Here is a 13,657-nt window from a genome sequence, read left to right on the forward strand (position 1 = left end):
CTAGCGTCGACCGGGTGCAGGCTGGAGCATGTGGCTATCGTCGCTTGCGTTCGTGGGTCGGCACAATGGTGAGCGTGAGCGTCGACGTGCTGGCGGTGCGGTGGGAGAGCATGTTCGCGGCGCTGGTGTCGTTCCGTGATGAGTACGGGCACGTCGACATCCCGCGGTCGTTCTGCCGCGGCGCGGGAGCGTCTCTAGGAGCGTGGGTTCATCGGCAGCGGTCGTTGGCGGCCGCGGGCAAATTGCCGGCGGACCGGCGAGAACGACTCGAGGCAGTCGGGATGCGCTGGTCGTTGTCGGAACGCACCACTGGTATCGCGGCGTTCGCGGCATTCCAGTGCACAGAGGGACATGGGTTAGTCCCGCACGTGTTCACGACCGCGGACGGGTTCCCATTAGGGACGTGGGTGCAGTCCCGACGTCGGCAATGGGCGAAGGATCCGGTGAACACGGTTCGGTTGTGGCCGGAGTTGGTGGATCTCGGGTTCGTTTGGCAGGTGCGTGACCGCGACGCCGCTTGGGATGCCGGCGTTGCAGCGTTGACGCAGTACAGCCGTGATCACGGGGACCTGGCGGTGCCGCACTGGTTCACAACCGCGGACGGATTGCAGCTGGGGCGGTGGGTGGACTCCCGCCGCGTCGAATACCGCACGGGTGCGCTGCTGGCGGCCCGGGTGGAGCAGCTCGAACGGCTCGGGATGGTGTGGCGGCTCCGCCTCCCGGCAGATGACCCCGCGCGGCAGCGCCGCGAGGATGCGCACTTCGCCCAGATGCTGCGCCGTGTCCAGGCCTGGTCGACGCAGCACGCGGGACAGCTGCCCGCTGCGCGCGTTGTCGACAGTGACGGGATTGCGATCGGGCGGTGGCTGATCCGTCAGCGTCAACTTCACCGGGACCACCGGATCGCTACCGACCGGGTCACGCAGCTCAACGCATGGAATCGCGCTTGGAGCTGCCCGCCCGGGAGCACATTGACATAACTGCGCCGTAGCGGCATTGAAAATGATGGGGCCGGATCGTCACGTGGATGACGATCCGACCGTGGGCTGTGCCGAGGAGGGGTTACTTCCCGAGGCGGCGGAGGGCGATGCCGAACAGGGAGGTGACGAGGCCGAGGCCGATGGCGAATGCGGCGGTGCCGAACGAGACCACGGAGGTGAACAGGGATGCCCGCAGGAACGATGCGTTCATGATGACGGGCCGGTTCGGGTCGTTTTGGGGGAGTTCGGCGAAGGTTTTCCCGTCGCTGATCGCGGTTGCGTGCGTGTTGATGATCTCGGCTTGCGCGTAGGCGGTGAGGGGGCCGCGAACGGGGCGTTCGGGGAGGAGCTTGCTGTCGGGGGAGACGGTGATCTTCTGCGCGGTGAGCTCGGCGGAGATCAGGCCCCACACGACGGCGCCGGTGGTGCTGAGGATGCCGCCGGCGAGGATACCGATGGTGCCGATGTTCCGAACGGTGCGGACGTGTTGACGGCGAGAGCGAGTCATACGAGGAGTTCCTTCTGCGGTGTCGGACAAGTGCCACCCGTTGCGGGCGCTGAGGGTGCTAGTGGGCGGCGGTGTAGGCGTCGCGGACGGCTTGGCTGATCCGGCCACGGGAGGAGACGTCGTGGCCGTTCGCGGTGGCCCATTCGCGGATCTTGGCGAGCTCGTCGGGGTTGCTGCGCGGCTTGCTGCTCGAGCTGCCACGCCCACTGCGCCCCGTCACCTTGCGTGCGGCGGCGACATAGTCGGAGAGCGCTTCGCGGAGCGCGTCGGCGTTGTCGTCGGAGAGGTCGATCTCGTAGTGGGCACCGTCGAACGAGAACTGCACGGTTTTGCCGGTGCCGTCTTCGATGGTGGCGCCGGTGAGGTCGTCGACGAGGTGCGTGGTGACTTTCTGAGCCATGATGAGGTCGCCTTTCGCTTGGGGTCATCTCCACCCTGGCATAGCTGATCAGTAGAACGCTTTGTTCGTGGTTCTTGCTGCGGTAGGTCGGGCAGACTGGGTGGTGATGTCTGATTCGTTGCCGGTTGTGTCCGGGTATACGGCTGCTCTTGCCGAGCTGAAGCAGCAAGTGCGCGATGCCCGCTTCACGGCACAGCGCCGCGTCAACACGGAACTGATTCGCCTCTACTGGGGGATCGGTGCGACGATCCTGCAGCGCCAAGGCGACGAGGGGTGGGGGAGCAACGTCATTGGCCGGCTCGCGACGGATCTGCGCGCGGAGTTCCCGGAGATGAAGGGCTTCTCGCGGGCGAACCTGTTCTACATGCGCCGGTTCGCGGGGGAGTGGCCGGCGGATGCAGTTGTCCAACAGCCTGTTGGACAACTGCCCTGGGGGCACATCACCGTCCTCCTCGACCGGCTCGACGACCACAAGCTCCGGAACTGGTACGCCGCCCAGGCTGCCACGCACGGGTGGTCGCGGAACGTCCTCGAACATCAGATCCGCTCTGACGCACACACGCGGCTGCAGGCGGCGCCGACGAACTTCGCCGAGGTCCTCCCGCCGGGGGACTCGGATCTGGCGCAGCAGATCACGAAGGACCCGTACGTGTTGGACTTCCTCGCCCTCGACGGCGATGCGAAGGAACGCCACCTCGAGCAGGCCCTTGTCGACCGGATCATCGACACCCTCCGCGAGCTCGGCGAGGGCTTTGCGTTCGTGGGCCGGCAGGTGCACTTCGACGTCGACGGGGACGACTTCTACGTCGACCTGTTGTTCTTCCACGTCGAGCAGCTCCGGTACGTGGTGATTGAACTCAAGACCGGGAAGTTCAAGCCGGAGTTCCTCGGCCAGCTCGGCTTCTACGTCGCGCTCGTCGACGACAAGCTCCGCCGACCCCAGCACGCCGACACGGTCGGCTTGCTGCTGGTCGCGGACAAGAACGACGCCGTCGTCCGGTACTCCCTCGGCGCGCACCAGACCCCGATCGGTGTCGCCAGCTACGACCTCCTCCCACCCGCGGTCCGGGCTGCTCTGCCTTCGGAAGCCGACCTCGCAGCCGCACTGACGACGGAGACCGACACCCTCGATCCCTGATAAGGAGCGCGTGCACCAGAAGCCTCCCCGCGGTGTCTCACGAAGGGAACCCCGGATTCTCACAGGAGCTCGACTTGGCCGTGGGCTGTGCGGTAGCGGATCGGCTTTCGGGCGGTGTTGCTCGAGGGTGGGGACGGGTGGTGGTGGCGTATCCGGTTCGGTCGGTGTGGTGCTGCCGGGTTGGCTCCGAGTGCTCGCGGCGCGTTACGGTCCGTCAGGGACGTGCGATGTCGTACGTGACGGGGAGTGTGGGTGGGTCGGTGGTCACGGGAGTGCTCTGGGAGGTGCGGTGTGCTTGGCATGATTGCCGGCTTCCGGGCGTGGTTGCGGTGTCGTTTCGTCCGCACGCGGTGGGGCCGTCGGGGTGGGCGTTGACGGTGTGTGAGCATCATGCTGTTCCGGTTCCCGAGAGCGCGGCTGGGCAGGGATGGGGTGTTGGTGTGAACGCGTTGAGGTTGCGGGGTCGGTCGGAGACGGAGTGGGACATCATCGAGAGCCTGACGGACCGGATCGTCGGCCGGGTGATTCTCGAGAACGGAGCGTTTTTCCTCACCGATGTCGACGGTGAAACCGAGGTCGGCGCGTTCTACCGCCTCGAGCAAACCGTGCCGGCTGCGGCGGCCGTCCTCGGGGGACGCTTCCTCGATCCGTGACCGTGGGTCTACGGTCGGTTCATGTCGACGTCGTCAGACGAGCTTGCAGCGATCGGGATCGATGTTGGCGCGCAGAAGCCGGCGGTGGCTCGAGCGTTGGAATGTATCGGGTCGCGGTATCGGGGGCGGCTGACAGCGCCGGAGATCGCGGCGGCGAGCGGCTACAGCAAACGGGGCCTGCAGGAAGCGTTCCAGCGGGATCTGGGGATGCCGCCCTCCCTCGTAGTCCGGGTGCTGCGGTTGCACCGGGCACGACAGATGATCCTCGCGAACCCGTATCAGCCGGTCGGAACGGCTGCGGCGGCGAGTGGGATTGCGCACTTCGGCCGGTTCTCCGCCTACTACCGGGGCCAGTACGGTGAGACACCGTCGGAGACCGCACACGCCGCCCGCGCCTCACTGCTGGCTTGATGGCTCCAGCGAGTGCCCTGGAGTTGGGGCTGCCGGGACGGATACGCAGACCAGTGTCGCGTCGAGTCCGGTGCGAGAGAACGACCGTTCCCCCTGTTTTGGGGATGGATGCGCGTGGTGAGGGCTGTTTGACTCTGTTCATGAGCAGGTTCGGGTATCTGCTCCGCAGCTGAAACCGCGTTTGTGTGGTGTCGCTCCGGGATGTCTGGCCGCCTTCGGGTGGCGGCCAGGCATGCCCCGTTCGGTCCGTCGCCGAAGCGGGGTCCTCTGTAGTGCCGACTTGTCAGGACATGCGCGTGGTCGCATCGTTGATGGTGCGCCCCCTGTTCGGGTCAGGATGTGGCGTGTGCGGGATGTCGGTGGCGTGTGGTGCGTGGCCGACATCCCGAACCTCTTCCGGGGAACTGGACAGAGGGTTCCGCCGGTGATGGGTCGGCCCTATGCTGTGCGGAGCGCTCCGCGGCAGTGATGCTTGCGTGACACTCGTTTCCCGTTCGAGAGACTTGCCGTTCCTGCCTTGAGGCTGGTGGGGGAGTGCGCTATCCCGGGGGTGGCGGGATGACCCGAACGTTCCACCGCTCCCGGGAACCCACTTTCGCTGGTAGCGGCATGCCGGACCTATTTGAGCGTCAGCGCGGCCACCAGAAGCGTTGCCGTGACGGCGGCAAGGGTGCCGAGGAGCGCCCATTGCCACCAGTGCATGCGCAGGCTCCCGCGCGGCCGGCGAACGGGAGCGGGCTTCCGCCGTCGAGAAGATGGGTGGTTCATCGGTTGCACGGTACGAGCCGTCGGTTCGTGCAGACTGTGTGGCAGCAGCTGGGTGGTTCCCGTTGCTAGCGGGGTGGGCTGCTACCTGATCCGGTATCCCACCCCGCGGTTCGACCAGCGGGGCGAAGGGAGGCCGGCGTATGAGTGATGGTGACGTGACGCCGGCATTGCCTGGCGTGTTCTGCCTGGTACTACCGGGCCCGCGTCGAGTGGGAGGGTTCCTGCAGCAGCGGGTCGAGCAGCTTATCCGAGACGCCATCGCCGATGGTGTCCTTTTGGAGGGTGATCAGTTGCCGCCGTACCGGGTCGCTGCGGTGACGTCTGGGTTGAGCATTCACACGATCCTGAATGCGTATCGGGCACTGATCGTTGACGGTGTGGTGCGGTCGGTGCCCGGTGATGGCTACTTCATCGCCGGCCCTGTTCGTTACTGCGACTTCTTTACCCCACCGAACGAGCGACCGCCGGTGTGATCAGTGGCAGCTGGGAACGCAGTAGGGTGCAGATGTCGTCCGGTAGAGCATGCTCTCGAACGGCACACGGGCCCCTTTCGGCAACACTGGGTGCCCGGCCGGGGTGGTGTTTCAGGGACAGCACCCCGGCACCAATCCCATCCGGAAACCGCCCGGCGGAGGACCCCCGCCGGAGGGCCTCAAAGGCCCAGCGCGGCTGTCGCCGCCACACCCGTACACCCTGGCAAGGGCCGCACGGGCGGTCACAGGACCTGCACCGGCTTGATCAAGTACCAGTCCGGGTCTTGCGCCAGGCACTCGAGGTGCCCTTCCGGCCCGTCCGGTGTGTCGTACCAGCTCTCAAGAAGCTCGCGAAACGCACCGCACCGCACCCGAGTTCGTTGACCTGTGGTTCGCGGCGTGCGTTGACGCAACGTCGGTGGGGACCGTGATTCGGACGGATCAATCATGCCCAGGCAAGCGGCGTCCGGAAGCTCGCTCCCGTGTCCGCGTCTTTGAGGGTGTGTTCGACACAATCGACGATGTGAACGAATTGATGATGGACCGCACGCGTTTGGCTGTGCGGACCAAGGAGATCGCGGCGGCGCGTGATGCTGTGGCGCGGACCCATCTGACCTACGGGTTGCAGGTGGGCGCTGTTGATGATGCGCCGTTCGTGTTCGAGGAGACCGTGTCGGGGACGGAGCTGTTGTCGTTGGAATCGACGCGGTGCACGGGAATCGTTCGTGGGGAGGTCGAGTCTGGTGACGCCGTGATCGTGACGTGGTTGAAGGCTGGGCGGGGGTCCGTCGATGGCGAATCGTTGCTGCGGGGTCGGCCGGTGCTCTACCGAGAAGGCCGGCAGTCATTCAGGTGGGAGGGGTTCCAGAAAGACGTGATGCGCATCGATCGGGCGACGGTTGAGCTGGTCGCCGCGGATCGGGGCGGTTGGAATCCTGCACCGTTGGAGTTCAAGCCCCATCACGTGCCGGAAGGGGCGCCGCTCGCGGCGTGGTGGCTGGTTGTGCGTGCGATCGCTCCCGAGATCCTGGGCAGCACCGGACCGGTGTCGCTGGAGCGGGAGCGCGAGCTTGTCCGATTCGCGGCCGCGGGCTTGTTGACCGCGGTCCCGCACTGGCCGGTCGGGCAGGGCCGTGAGGCACCGGCGCGCACCCGGTTGACGAAAGCCGAAGCGTTCCTGCTGGATCACATCGCGGAGCGGATCACCGTCGACGACGTCGCTCAGGCCGCGGGCATGAGCGTGCGGGGACTGCAGGGCGCGTTCCAACGCATCCACGGGATGTCGCCGCTGTTCTATTTGAAGGGCATCCGACTGCTGCTGGCGCGGGAGCAGCTCGAGTCCGGCGAAGCCGAGTCGGTGGCAGCGGTAGCCCGGTCCGTCGGGCTGACGCACCTCGGCCGGTTCGCGGCGTCCTACAAGGCAGAATTCGGCCAGCTTCCGGGCGACGCGCTGCGGGCCGCCGCCGAGGGTTGACCGCCAAGCGGTTGCTGCCGGAGCGCGGTATCCAGTTCGACAAGTCGGTAGAACACGGTTCGGTGCGCGTCTGTGAGCCCGCCGGGGTTGGTCAGCATGGCGGCTCGATTGGGGCGGTCTGGACGTGGCGGTCGAGTGCGGTCTGCGCGTCTGGCAGGGTGCGGTAGTCGCCGAGGTACTCGCCGAAGCCATTGCGGACGAAGAAGTGCTGGCCGTGCTGGTCGATGCTGCCGGCGAACGCGCCGCCGTTGTCGGCAACCCAGAAGCCCGCGTCGGCGGCAGCCCACCGCAGCATGGTGGATGAGACGGTGACAGTGAGGGCGGGAGAGGTTTTGGGGTGGTGCAGCAGGATGCTCATGCGCGGGGCTTTCTGAGGAAGTCGCCATAGGTCGGCTCGGTCGGGGAGATCAACTCGTCGCTTGTTGCCGGGGTGGTTGTGACGATGGTGGGGAGGTCGTTGATGCGGGCGACGACGATCGCGTGGACCTCAGCCGGCGTCAGCAGACCTCGGCGATGCCACTGTTGCGGATCCGCCCGGGGGCCTGCTTCCATGAGCGGTGCCGTCGTGGGTTCTTGCAGGAGCGGCCCCATGTCGATCGGCTCAGTCGGCGTCGCCGCCGCCCCGGCGCTCACCAGGCACTCGCGACGACGATGGCCACCGTCGCGACCGTCACCGAAACAAGCCCGGTCGTGACCGCGACGACGGCGAGGCGCCGGGTCCAGCGTGCGTGCTGCACTTCGGTCAGCGGTGATCGCTGTGCGCCGTAGTGGGCGGTGAAGCTGAGGTCCGCGCGGGGCGCGGGCGCAGGTGTAGCAGTGGGAGGAACGAGGGTGTGCGTCATGCCGAGCGGCCTTCCCCGTGGCAAGGCTGGCCACGGTGACTGGTCAGGCACCACCTCCGTCGTGCTGCTGGCGAGAAGCGCCGGCGTCGTCGCGACCGGGGCGCGGGAGTCCTGACAGCAATCAGGGTACGAACCCGGACCCTTGGCGTCTAACTTCCTTAACTAGAAGCGTTATTTGGTTACTGCGCCGAGGTGCTGGTGTGTGTCGCGGTGCGGTCGACAACCTGCTGCACGGCGGCAGCGAGCTCAGCGATCCGCTGGGCTTCCGCGGCCGGCACCGCGTCGAGCAGCTCCTGCACGGCGGCGGGGAGTCCTTCGTAGGCCTCAATGAGGCTGTGCTGGCCGTCCGCAGTGAGTCGTACGATGCGGGATCGACGGTCGTCTGGGTCGGGTTCACGGGCGGCGAAGCCGCGTGCAGCGAGCCGGTCGATCGTCATCGTCGCCGCCGCACTGCTGACACCGAGCGCCTCTGCGAGGTCTGCTGCGCGCGCGGGGAAGCCGCCGGCTTCTCGCGCGGCGAGGAACTGCACCGTCTGGAAATCATTTGCCTTCAGGCCCATCCGAGCGCGTGCACGGTTCTGGAGCATCGTCTCCGCGACGCGAAGCCGGTTCACTGATTCCAGTAGCAGCACCCCTGCAGGAATGTGCGCACCGTCCTCACCCATCAGGCCCTCCAACCTGCAGCTGCCGGCCGCATGGCGGCGGCCCGTCCGCATGTCAGTGTGCCAGCCGAGGCCCGGACAGACGTCCGGGCTTCCCGCGCCCTGCAGGGAGCACGCGCCACGACGACGTATCCGGACTGCGCAAGAACCGTGACCGTGTGAGGTTTGCTCGGCGTAGGACGTGAGGTGTGGGCGCCTGCCCGTGGTTCGGGTCAGGGGGCAGGCGCCCTCGCGGTACGACGTCCGCTGGTGCGCGTGACGATTCCAACCCGAGCAGCAGCTCGGACGGCCAGCGGTTAGGGTTCCGCGGCGCAGCCCCGTAAACGGTACCGAGCACCACCCGGGTTCGGTCAGGTAGTTTGTGAGGTGCGGGATGGCTGTTGTGATTCGTCGCCCGAGCGCCGCGGAACGGCCGATTTTGGACGGTGGGGGCATGTCGGAGACGCCTGTTGTACCCGTGGCCGCGTTGCTCGATGCGGTCGAGCGGTGCCGGTATGCGGCTGCGCGGCTTGAGCGCACTCGGGCGGCCGCAGGACACACGTCGATCACGGAGCGGGAGGCGCTCCGGTACCTCCGGGCTGCGTCGGCGCGGGATGAGCCGTCCACGCCGAAGCAGCTCGGCGAGCACCTCGGCATCACCACGCCGTCGATGACGAGCCTGCTAGACCGGTTGGAGGCGTCCGGATTTCTCACGCGAGTGCCGAACCCCACCGATCGACGCTCCAGCTATGTGCAGCTGACTCTGGCTACACCGGATCGAGACGACACCGACCCACTTGCCGCGCACATCGCCGCCCTCTGTGCCGCCATTCCCCTAGCGGACGCGGAGATCATCACCCGGTTCCTCACCGACCTCGCAGCCCTCCACCCCACCACAACCACCAGCACCGGAACAGTGAAGGAGACACGATGAGCAACATCACCCCACCCTCCGTCCCAAACGATGACGGTGCCCTCGAGGGGCCCGACGTGGAAGTGGCCACCACCGACTCGGATGGCACGGTGAAGCCCGCTGGTCTCGGTGACGACAGCACCATCCCGAACCACCCGGACGGGCTCGCCGCCGGTTACTCCGATACCGACTCGCACTTCAACCCCGAAGAAGACACCCCCACGCAGTAACCCGGTTCTGATGGGTCCGCGATGGTGCGGACTGGTCACAGACCCACAACTGTCGGTTAGTGGAAGGTTCGCCGGGCAGTTCGGGTCCGCACGACGCACCGGGGGTACCGCCGAGCTTCAAGGAATCGGCCGGTACCCCGCACCCCTAGAAATTGACCCCGCTCAGGTCCATGCAGACGGTGCGCTCCGCGGCATCGACGCCGCGGATCTCTCATCGTCGTCTCGGTTCACGTTCTCCGCGGAGGAGAGTTGAGCGGTGTGCACTACCCCGGGGACGTACGGGATGACCCGAACAGTCCGCACACTTCCGCAAGCACGAGCCTGGGTGGGTGCAAACTGTGGAGCAGCAGCGGGGTGGTTCCCGTTGCGAGCGGGGCGGCTGCCACCTATCCGGTGGCCGCCCCGCGCCTCCAACGGGAGCGCGAACCTACTGGGAGCCGAACAGGTCGGGGCGTGCAGTGTGTTCGCGGGTGCGGTCGAGTGGGATCTCGAAGAGGTCAGTACGGCGGTAGTCCTCGGACCAGCCTCGGCGCATGCGTGATGCTGCACGGTCGAAGGCTTCGATGATGTCGAATCCGGGGACGAGGAGCGCTTGCACGCGGAGGCCGTCGTAGAGGGCGAGGAGCTGTTCCGTGGCGCGGGCGGGCTCCATCGTGTTCGGTTCTCGACCAGTACGGATGTCGTGCTCGAGGGCGGTGCGGATGGTCTGCCGGAACCGGAGGTACAGGGTGCGGTAGTAGTCCGCACCCTCGTTTGCTGGGTCGGAGCTTGCTGCAAGGGTTGACGCGAGCAGCCGCATCAGTGCGGGTTCCTCGGCATACGCGACGATCAGCGCGTGCAGGTATGCGACCGCGCCGTACTGCTCGGCGATGGGCAGCAAGGGCCGAGACAGGGTGCTGGACCACCGGTCGACGGTGGCGGTCAGCAGGCTCTGCCGGGTCGGGAAGTGCTGTCGGAGTGCGTCGACGCTGATCCCTGCGGTGTCGGCGATCTGGTCCATGTCGGCCCGTTCCACGCCGACATCGTGCAGCACCATGATCGCGGCGCTAATGATCTGCAGACGCGGCTCGATCGCATCGCCGACGCCCTGGTCGGTCAATGGTGCGAGGGGGTGCTTCCGGAACCACTCCAGGAGTGCTTTCGCCCGCGATGTGTTGCCGCCGCCCGGGACGGGGTCCGGATGGTCGGTGAACAGGTCGAGAAATCCCGGGATGTCCTTGATGAGAGGGTCGGCGGATTGGAATGCCATTGACCATTCTGGGAATGCCCGCGCACTGATGTGATCGACGGCCACTTCACGGACGTTGATGTGGCGTGGGTCCTGCCGGATCCCGGCGAACCGCTCCCGGACGACGTCGTCGTCGCCTTCGATGATCCCGAGACAGTTGCTGCCTTGATGGGCCAGGATCCCGGTGATTCCCAGCTGCAGGTTCTTCTCCCGGGCGATCACGAGGATCTCCGCGAGCTCCTCGTCCGTGACCGGGCGGGCCATCGTGCTCACGTACACCAGTGACAACATCTGGGACCCCTGTTTCCTTCACGCGTGTCTTACTCGCCCAGACTGGGCCACGCTTCCAAGAAACAGCAACCCGCGACTGGTTGCTGCGTCAGATGGATCACGGACAGTACCGGTGCAGGAGCAGACAGTGGTCGGTGAAAATGCCGACATCGCGGTCGCATCAATCGGAGTTAGTGTCTCGGGCAACCCGGTTTGAGCATGCTCCTGGGTCAACAGGGTGCCTGTTGCTGCACGCAACGGCGTCCAGCCGGGATGGTGTCGCAGGGGCGCCATCCCGGACCCCTGCGGGCTGTGCGCCGCTGACAGCGGGTCGGGAGTTGCATACCATCGAGCAGGGGGAAGCAGATGAGACGACGCATCGCGTGGGTGAGATGACGACCGCCACGCGCGCCCCACGCGAGGACGGTGACGACGAACTCGACAGCGCTGACTCCTCCTGGATCGACGCGGTCCAGCGAGCGATGCGTCCTGCACCCGCCGTGCTCGACGAGTACACGATCGCGACCACGGCACGGTCTGCGCGAGGGATCTCCGGAGACCTGTCTGATGTCACTGTGGACAGCCAGCGTGGGTACGCCACGGTCACGGTGGGCGACGTCATGGGCAAAGGCTTCGCCTCAGGGGTGCTCGCTGCGAACCTCCTCGGCAGCCTTGAGGTGTTCCGCCAGGAACCACCCGGCGAAGCCGTCGACGCTGCGGAGACCGCGACCCGAGACCACTTCGAACGCGCATCCGCGTTCGCGACCTTGTTCCACGCCCGGCTGCGATTCCGGGATGGACGGATCGAGTTCGTCGACGCGGGCCACGGCCTCACCGCGCACGCCCACACAACCGGTGCCGTTGAACGGATCCCATCGGCGGACTTCCCGATCGGCCTGCAACCCGCCGGGATACCTCGCCTGCCCCGTCTCCTCCATCTCGCCCCCGGGGAGCTGCTCCTGATCGTCACCGATGGCCTGTTCGAGCTCCCCGACGCGTCCATGCACACACTCACGCAACTCGCCATCGAACTGCGAACAGCGACGTACCTGCAGCTTGCGCTCACCGCCTTCCTCGAAGCCGCGGGCCCAGACCTCGACGACGACACCACCCTCACCGCGATCCGCCGCCACCCCTGACACAGTGTTGTGGCCATGCGGCGCGTGATGCCATCGCCTCGCTGAGAGATCGATCGGTGCAGGGCAGTGCGCGAACGGCAGGTGCCTGAAGAGGCGTCGGGCTCCAGTTCGACCGCGGAGTACCTGGACGACGTGCGACGCGGTCCCCGGACTGGGGGAAACCGGTCGTGATCCGAACGCCTACGGTGAACCCATCACCAGTAGAAAGATCGGTACGCCCCACATGCCCGGCAACCAACCAACAGCTATCGACCCGTTCACGGCCGCCTACCGGCAGCACGCGTCCGGGTTGCGTGGTTTCGTGGGAACGATCATCATCGACCGTCACCTCGCTGAAGACGTCGTCCATGAAGCGTTCCTCGAGTGGTGGCAGCATCCGGCCCGGTACGACCCGACTCGCGCCACGCTCGAGTCATGGCTGCGCACCATCGCCCATCGACGAGCCATTGATCGGATCCGTAGCCGTGAAGCGTCCCGCCGGCGGGACTTGCGCCTCGGGATCCGCGATCACCACAGCACCGACTACAGCCTTGACCAGTTCGACGCTCACTTCTCACGAGCTCAGCTCCGGGAGGCCTTGTCTGAGCTGACCGACAAGCAACGCGACGCGGTTCTGCTGCGGTACCTCGGCGAACGCAGCACCGCGGAAGTCGCCAGCGACCTCAACACCACGCTCGGGACGGCGAAAACGCGCGTCCGAGACGGCCTCATCGCGCTCCGTCAACGCCTGCAGGCCGACCCAGCAGCCGCCTGACCGCTCACGCACTCCGGCACTACCCCCTTCACCGAAAGGCACTTCTCATGACCAGCAACGCAGCAGCTCCGCGTACCGGCTTCGCCGCCACCCTCACCCAGAAGGGCGCCCTTCTGTTCGGCGTGGTCTTCCTGATCGTCGGCATCGCCGGCTTCATCCCCGGACTCACGATGGACATGGGGTCCATGTCGATGGCCGGTCACGGATCCATGGCGCTGCTCCTGGGCCTGTTCCAGGTATCCGTCTTGCACAACATCGTCCACTTGCTCTTCGGCATCGTCGGCGTCGCCGCAGCCCGTTCTGCCGGCGGCGCACGGCTCTACCTGCTGGTCGGCGGCATCATCTACGCGGTGCTGTTCATCTACGGCCTCTTCACTGCCAGCATGACCGGCGCGGCGAACTTCGTTCCGCTCAACAGTGCTGACAACGTGCTCCACGCCTTCCTCGCCGTCGCGATGATCATCCTCGGCATCGTCCTGCCCCGATCCAGCGCACGTGAACGCGCCTGATCTCGAAGCGATGACGTGAAGGGCACCGATCACACGATCGGTGCCCTTCGTTCATTCCTCCACAGCGACCGACATGATCAGACGATCGGACCGATGACCGACCGCACGTTCCACCAGACGTATCTGACTCCGATCGACGGAACGACTCTGGAAGTCGGCGCATGAGCAACGCCCCGTCGCGTGCGACGGGGCGTTGGCCGTTCCGGTCTGCCATGCACAGCCGGAGTACGTGGGGTGTTACTTGATCTGTGCGGTGATGGTGGCGGTGCCGACGAGGAGGCCGCGCTTGACGGCGTCGGTGCCGAAGGTCTTGTTCAGCAGGCCGG

18 protein-coding genes are annotated in these 13,657 nt (G+C 66.5%); 11 read left to right on the top strand and 7 right to left on the bottom strand.

Annotated features, from left to right (window positions below):
* Positions 1 to 74: 74 nt before the first annotated feature.
* Positions 75 to 980 (top strand): helicase associated domain-containing protein, encoded by a 906-nt coding sequence (locus ABH929_RS18085; RefSeq protein ID WP_404562232.1) that lies wholly within the window; start codon positions 75 to 77, stop codon positions 978 to 980.
* Positions 981 to 1,062: 82 nt separating this feature from the next.
* Here the strand turns inward: ABH929_RS18085 and ABH929_RS18090 are convergent, their stop codons facing one another.
* Positions 1,063 to 1,488, bottom strand: a complete 426-nt coding sequence (locus tag ABH929_RS18090; protein WP_404562233.1) for an aromatic ring-opening dioxygenase LigA — start codon at positions 1,486 to 1,488, stop codon at positions 1,063 to 1,065.
* Positions 1,489 to 1,546: 58 nt separating this feature from the next.
* Positions 1,547 to 1,888 carry an Lsr2 family protein gene (locus tag ABH929_RS18095; protein ID WP_404562234.1) on the bottom strand — a complete coding sequence of 114 codons (342 nt, stop codon included), beginning with the start codon at positions 1,886 to 1,888 and terminating at the stop codon, positions 1,547 to 1,549.
* A 106-nt stretch (positions 1,889 to 1,994) separates the two neighbouring features.
* On the opposite strand from ABH929_RS18095, the gene ABH929_RS18100 reads away from it, so the two are divergent.
* The 5 genes from ABH929_RS18100 to ABH929_RS18120 all read left to right on the top strand — a co-directional run bounded on the left by ABH929_RS18100 (position 1,995) and on the right by ABH929_RS18120 (position 6,805).
* Complete coding sequence (locus ABH929_RS18100) at positions 1,995 to 3,026, top strand: YhcG family protein (protein ID WP_404562235.1); 1,032 nt, start codon at positions 1,995 to 1,997, stop codon at positions 3,024 to 3,026.
* 440 nt (positions 3,027 to 3,466) lie between these two features.
* The gene (locus tag ABH929_RS18105; RefSeq protein WP_404562164.1) at positions 3,467 to 3,679 is read left to right on the top strand and encodes a hypothetical protein; all 213 of its coding nucleotides are present in this window, start codon (positions 3,467 to 3,469) and stop codon (positions 3,677 to 3,679) included.
* Positions 3,680 to 3,700: 21 nt separating this feature from the next.
* Entirely contained in the window at positions 3,701 to 4,090 is a 390-nt protein-coding gene (locus ABH929_RS18110) for a helix-turn-helix domain-containing protein (RefSeq protein ID WP_404562165.1), read from the top strand.
* Between the two features lie 908 nt (positions 4,091 to 4,998).
* Entirely contained in the window at positions 4,999 to 5,331 is a 333-nt protein-coding gene (locus ABH929_RS18115; RefSeq protein ID WP_205464304.1) for a GntR family transcriptional regulator, read from the top strand.
* A 502-nt stretch (positions 5,332 to 5,833) separates the two neighbouring features.
* Positions 5,834 to 6,805 carry a helix-turn-helix transcriptional regulator gene (locus tag ABH929_RS18120; RefSeq protein WP_404562237.1) on the top strand — a complete coding sequence of 324 codons (972 nt, stop codon included), beginning with the start codon at positions 5,834 to 5,836 and terminating at the stop codon, positions 6,803 to 6,805.
* 91 nt (positions 6,806 to 6,896) lie between these two features.
* On the opposite strand, the gene ABH929_RS18125 is transcribed toward ABH929_RS18120, so the two are convergent.
* The 4 genes from ABH929_RS18125 to ABH929_RS18140 all read right to left on the bottom strand — a co-directional run bounded on the left by ABH929_RS18125 (position 6,897) and on the right by ABH929_RS18140 (position 8,363).
* Positions 6,897 to 7,163, bottom strand: coding sequence for a hypothetical protein (locus ABH929_RS18125; RefSeq protein ID WP_404562238.1), 267 nt, complete (start codon positions 7,161 to 7,163; stop codon positions 6,897 to 6,899).
* Entirely contained in the window at positions 7,160 to 7,438 is a 279-nt protein-coding gene (locus ABH929_RS18130; RefSeq protein ID WP_144757307.1) for a hypothetical protein, read from the bottom strand. The genes ABH929_RS18125 and ABH929_RS18130 overlap by 4 nt, the downstream gene beginning before the upstream one ends.
* A complete protein-coding gene (locus ABH929_RS18135) occupies positions 7,435 to 7,647 on the bottom strand; it encodes a hypothetical protein (protein WP_144757309.1) in 213 nt (70 codons plus the stop codon). The genes ABH929_RS18130 and ABH929_RS18135 overlap by 4 nt, the downstream gene beginning before the upstream one ends.
* Before the next feature lie 179 nt (positions 7,648 to 7,826).
* Positions 7,827 to 8,363, bottom strand: coding sequence for a MarR family winged helix-turn-helix transcriptional regulator (locus ABH929_RS18140; protein ID WP_404562239.1), 537 nt, complete (start codon positions 8,361 to 8,363; stop codon positions 7,827 to 7,829).
* A gap of 379 nt (positions 8,364 to 8,742) precedes the next feature.
* On the opposite strand from ABH929_RS18140, the gene ABH929_RS18145 reads away from it, so the two are divergent.
* Both ABH929_RS18145 and ABH929_RS18150 read left to right on the top strand, forming a co-directional pair.
* Entirely contained in the window at positions 8,743 to 9,222 is a 480-nt protein-coding gene (locus ABH929_RS18145) for a MarR family winged helix-turn-helix transcriptional regulator (RefSeq protein ID WP_404562240.1), read from the top strand.
* Positions 9,219 to 9,431 (top strand): hypothetical protein, encoded by a 213-nt coding sequence (locus ABH929_RS18150; RefSeq protein WP_194673838.1) that lies wholly within the window; start codon positions 9,219 to 9,221, stop codon positions 9,429 to 9,431. Before ABH929_RS18145 ends, ABH929_RS18150 begins: the two co-directional genes overlap by 4 nt.
* A 427-nt stretch (positions 9,432 to 9,858) precedes the next feature.
* Here ABH929_RS18150 and ABH929_RS18155 read toward each other — a convergent pair whose 3' ends face one another.
* A complete protein-coding gene (locus ABH929_RS18155) occupies positions 9,859 to 10,950 on the bottom strand; it encodes a BLUF domain-containing protein (RefSeq protein ID WP_404562241.1) in 1,092 nt (363 codons plus the stop codon).
* A gap of 317 nt (positions 10,951 to 11,267) precedes the next feature.
* Here ABH929_RS18155 and ABH929_RS18160 point away from each other — a divergent pair, with 317 nt between their 5' ends.
* From ABH929_RS18160 to ABH929_RS18170, 3 genes are all read left to right on the top strand, one after another.
* On the top strand, positions 11,268 to 12,068 hold the full coding sequence (locus ABH929_RS18160; protein ID WP_404562242.1) for a PP2C family protein-serine/threonine phosphatase: 801 nt from the start codon (positions 11,268 to 11,270) through the stop codon (positions 12,066 to 12,068).
* A gap of 223 nt (positions 12,069 to 12,291) precedes the next feature.
* Entirely contained in the window at positions 12,292 to 12,822 is a 531-nt protein-coding gene (locus ABH929_RS18165; RefSeq protein WP_404562244.1) for a sigma-70 family RNA polymerase sigma factor, read from the top strand.
* A gap of 47 nt (positions 12,823 to 12,869) precedes the next feature.
* Entirely contained in the window at positions 12,870 to 13,331 is a 462-nt protein-coding gene (locus tag ABH929_RS18170; RefSeq protein ID WP_205464314.1) for a DUF4383 domain-containing protein, read from the top strand.
* The last annotated feature ends 326 nt before the right edge of the window (positions 13,332 to 13,657 follow it).

The sequence above is a fragment of the Curtobacterium sp. AB7 genome, assembly GCF_044909335.1.
Taxonomy (GTDB): domain Bacteria; phylum Actinomycetota; class Actinomycetes; order Actinomycetales; family Microbacteriaceae; genus Curtobacterium.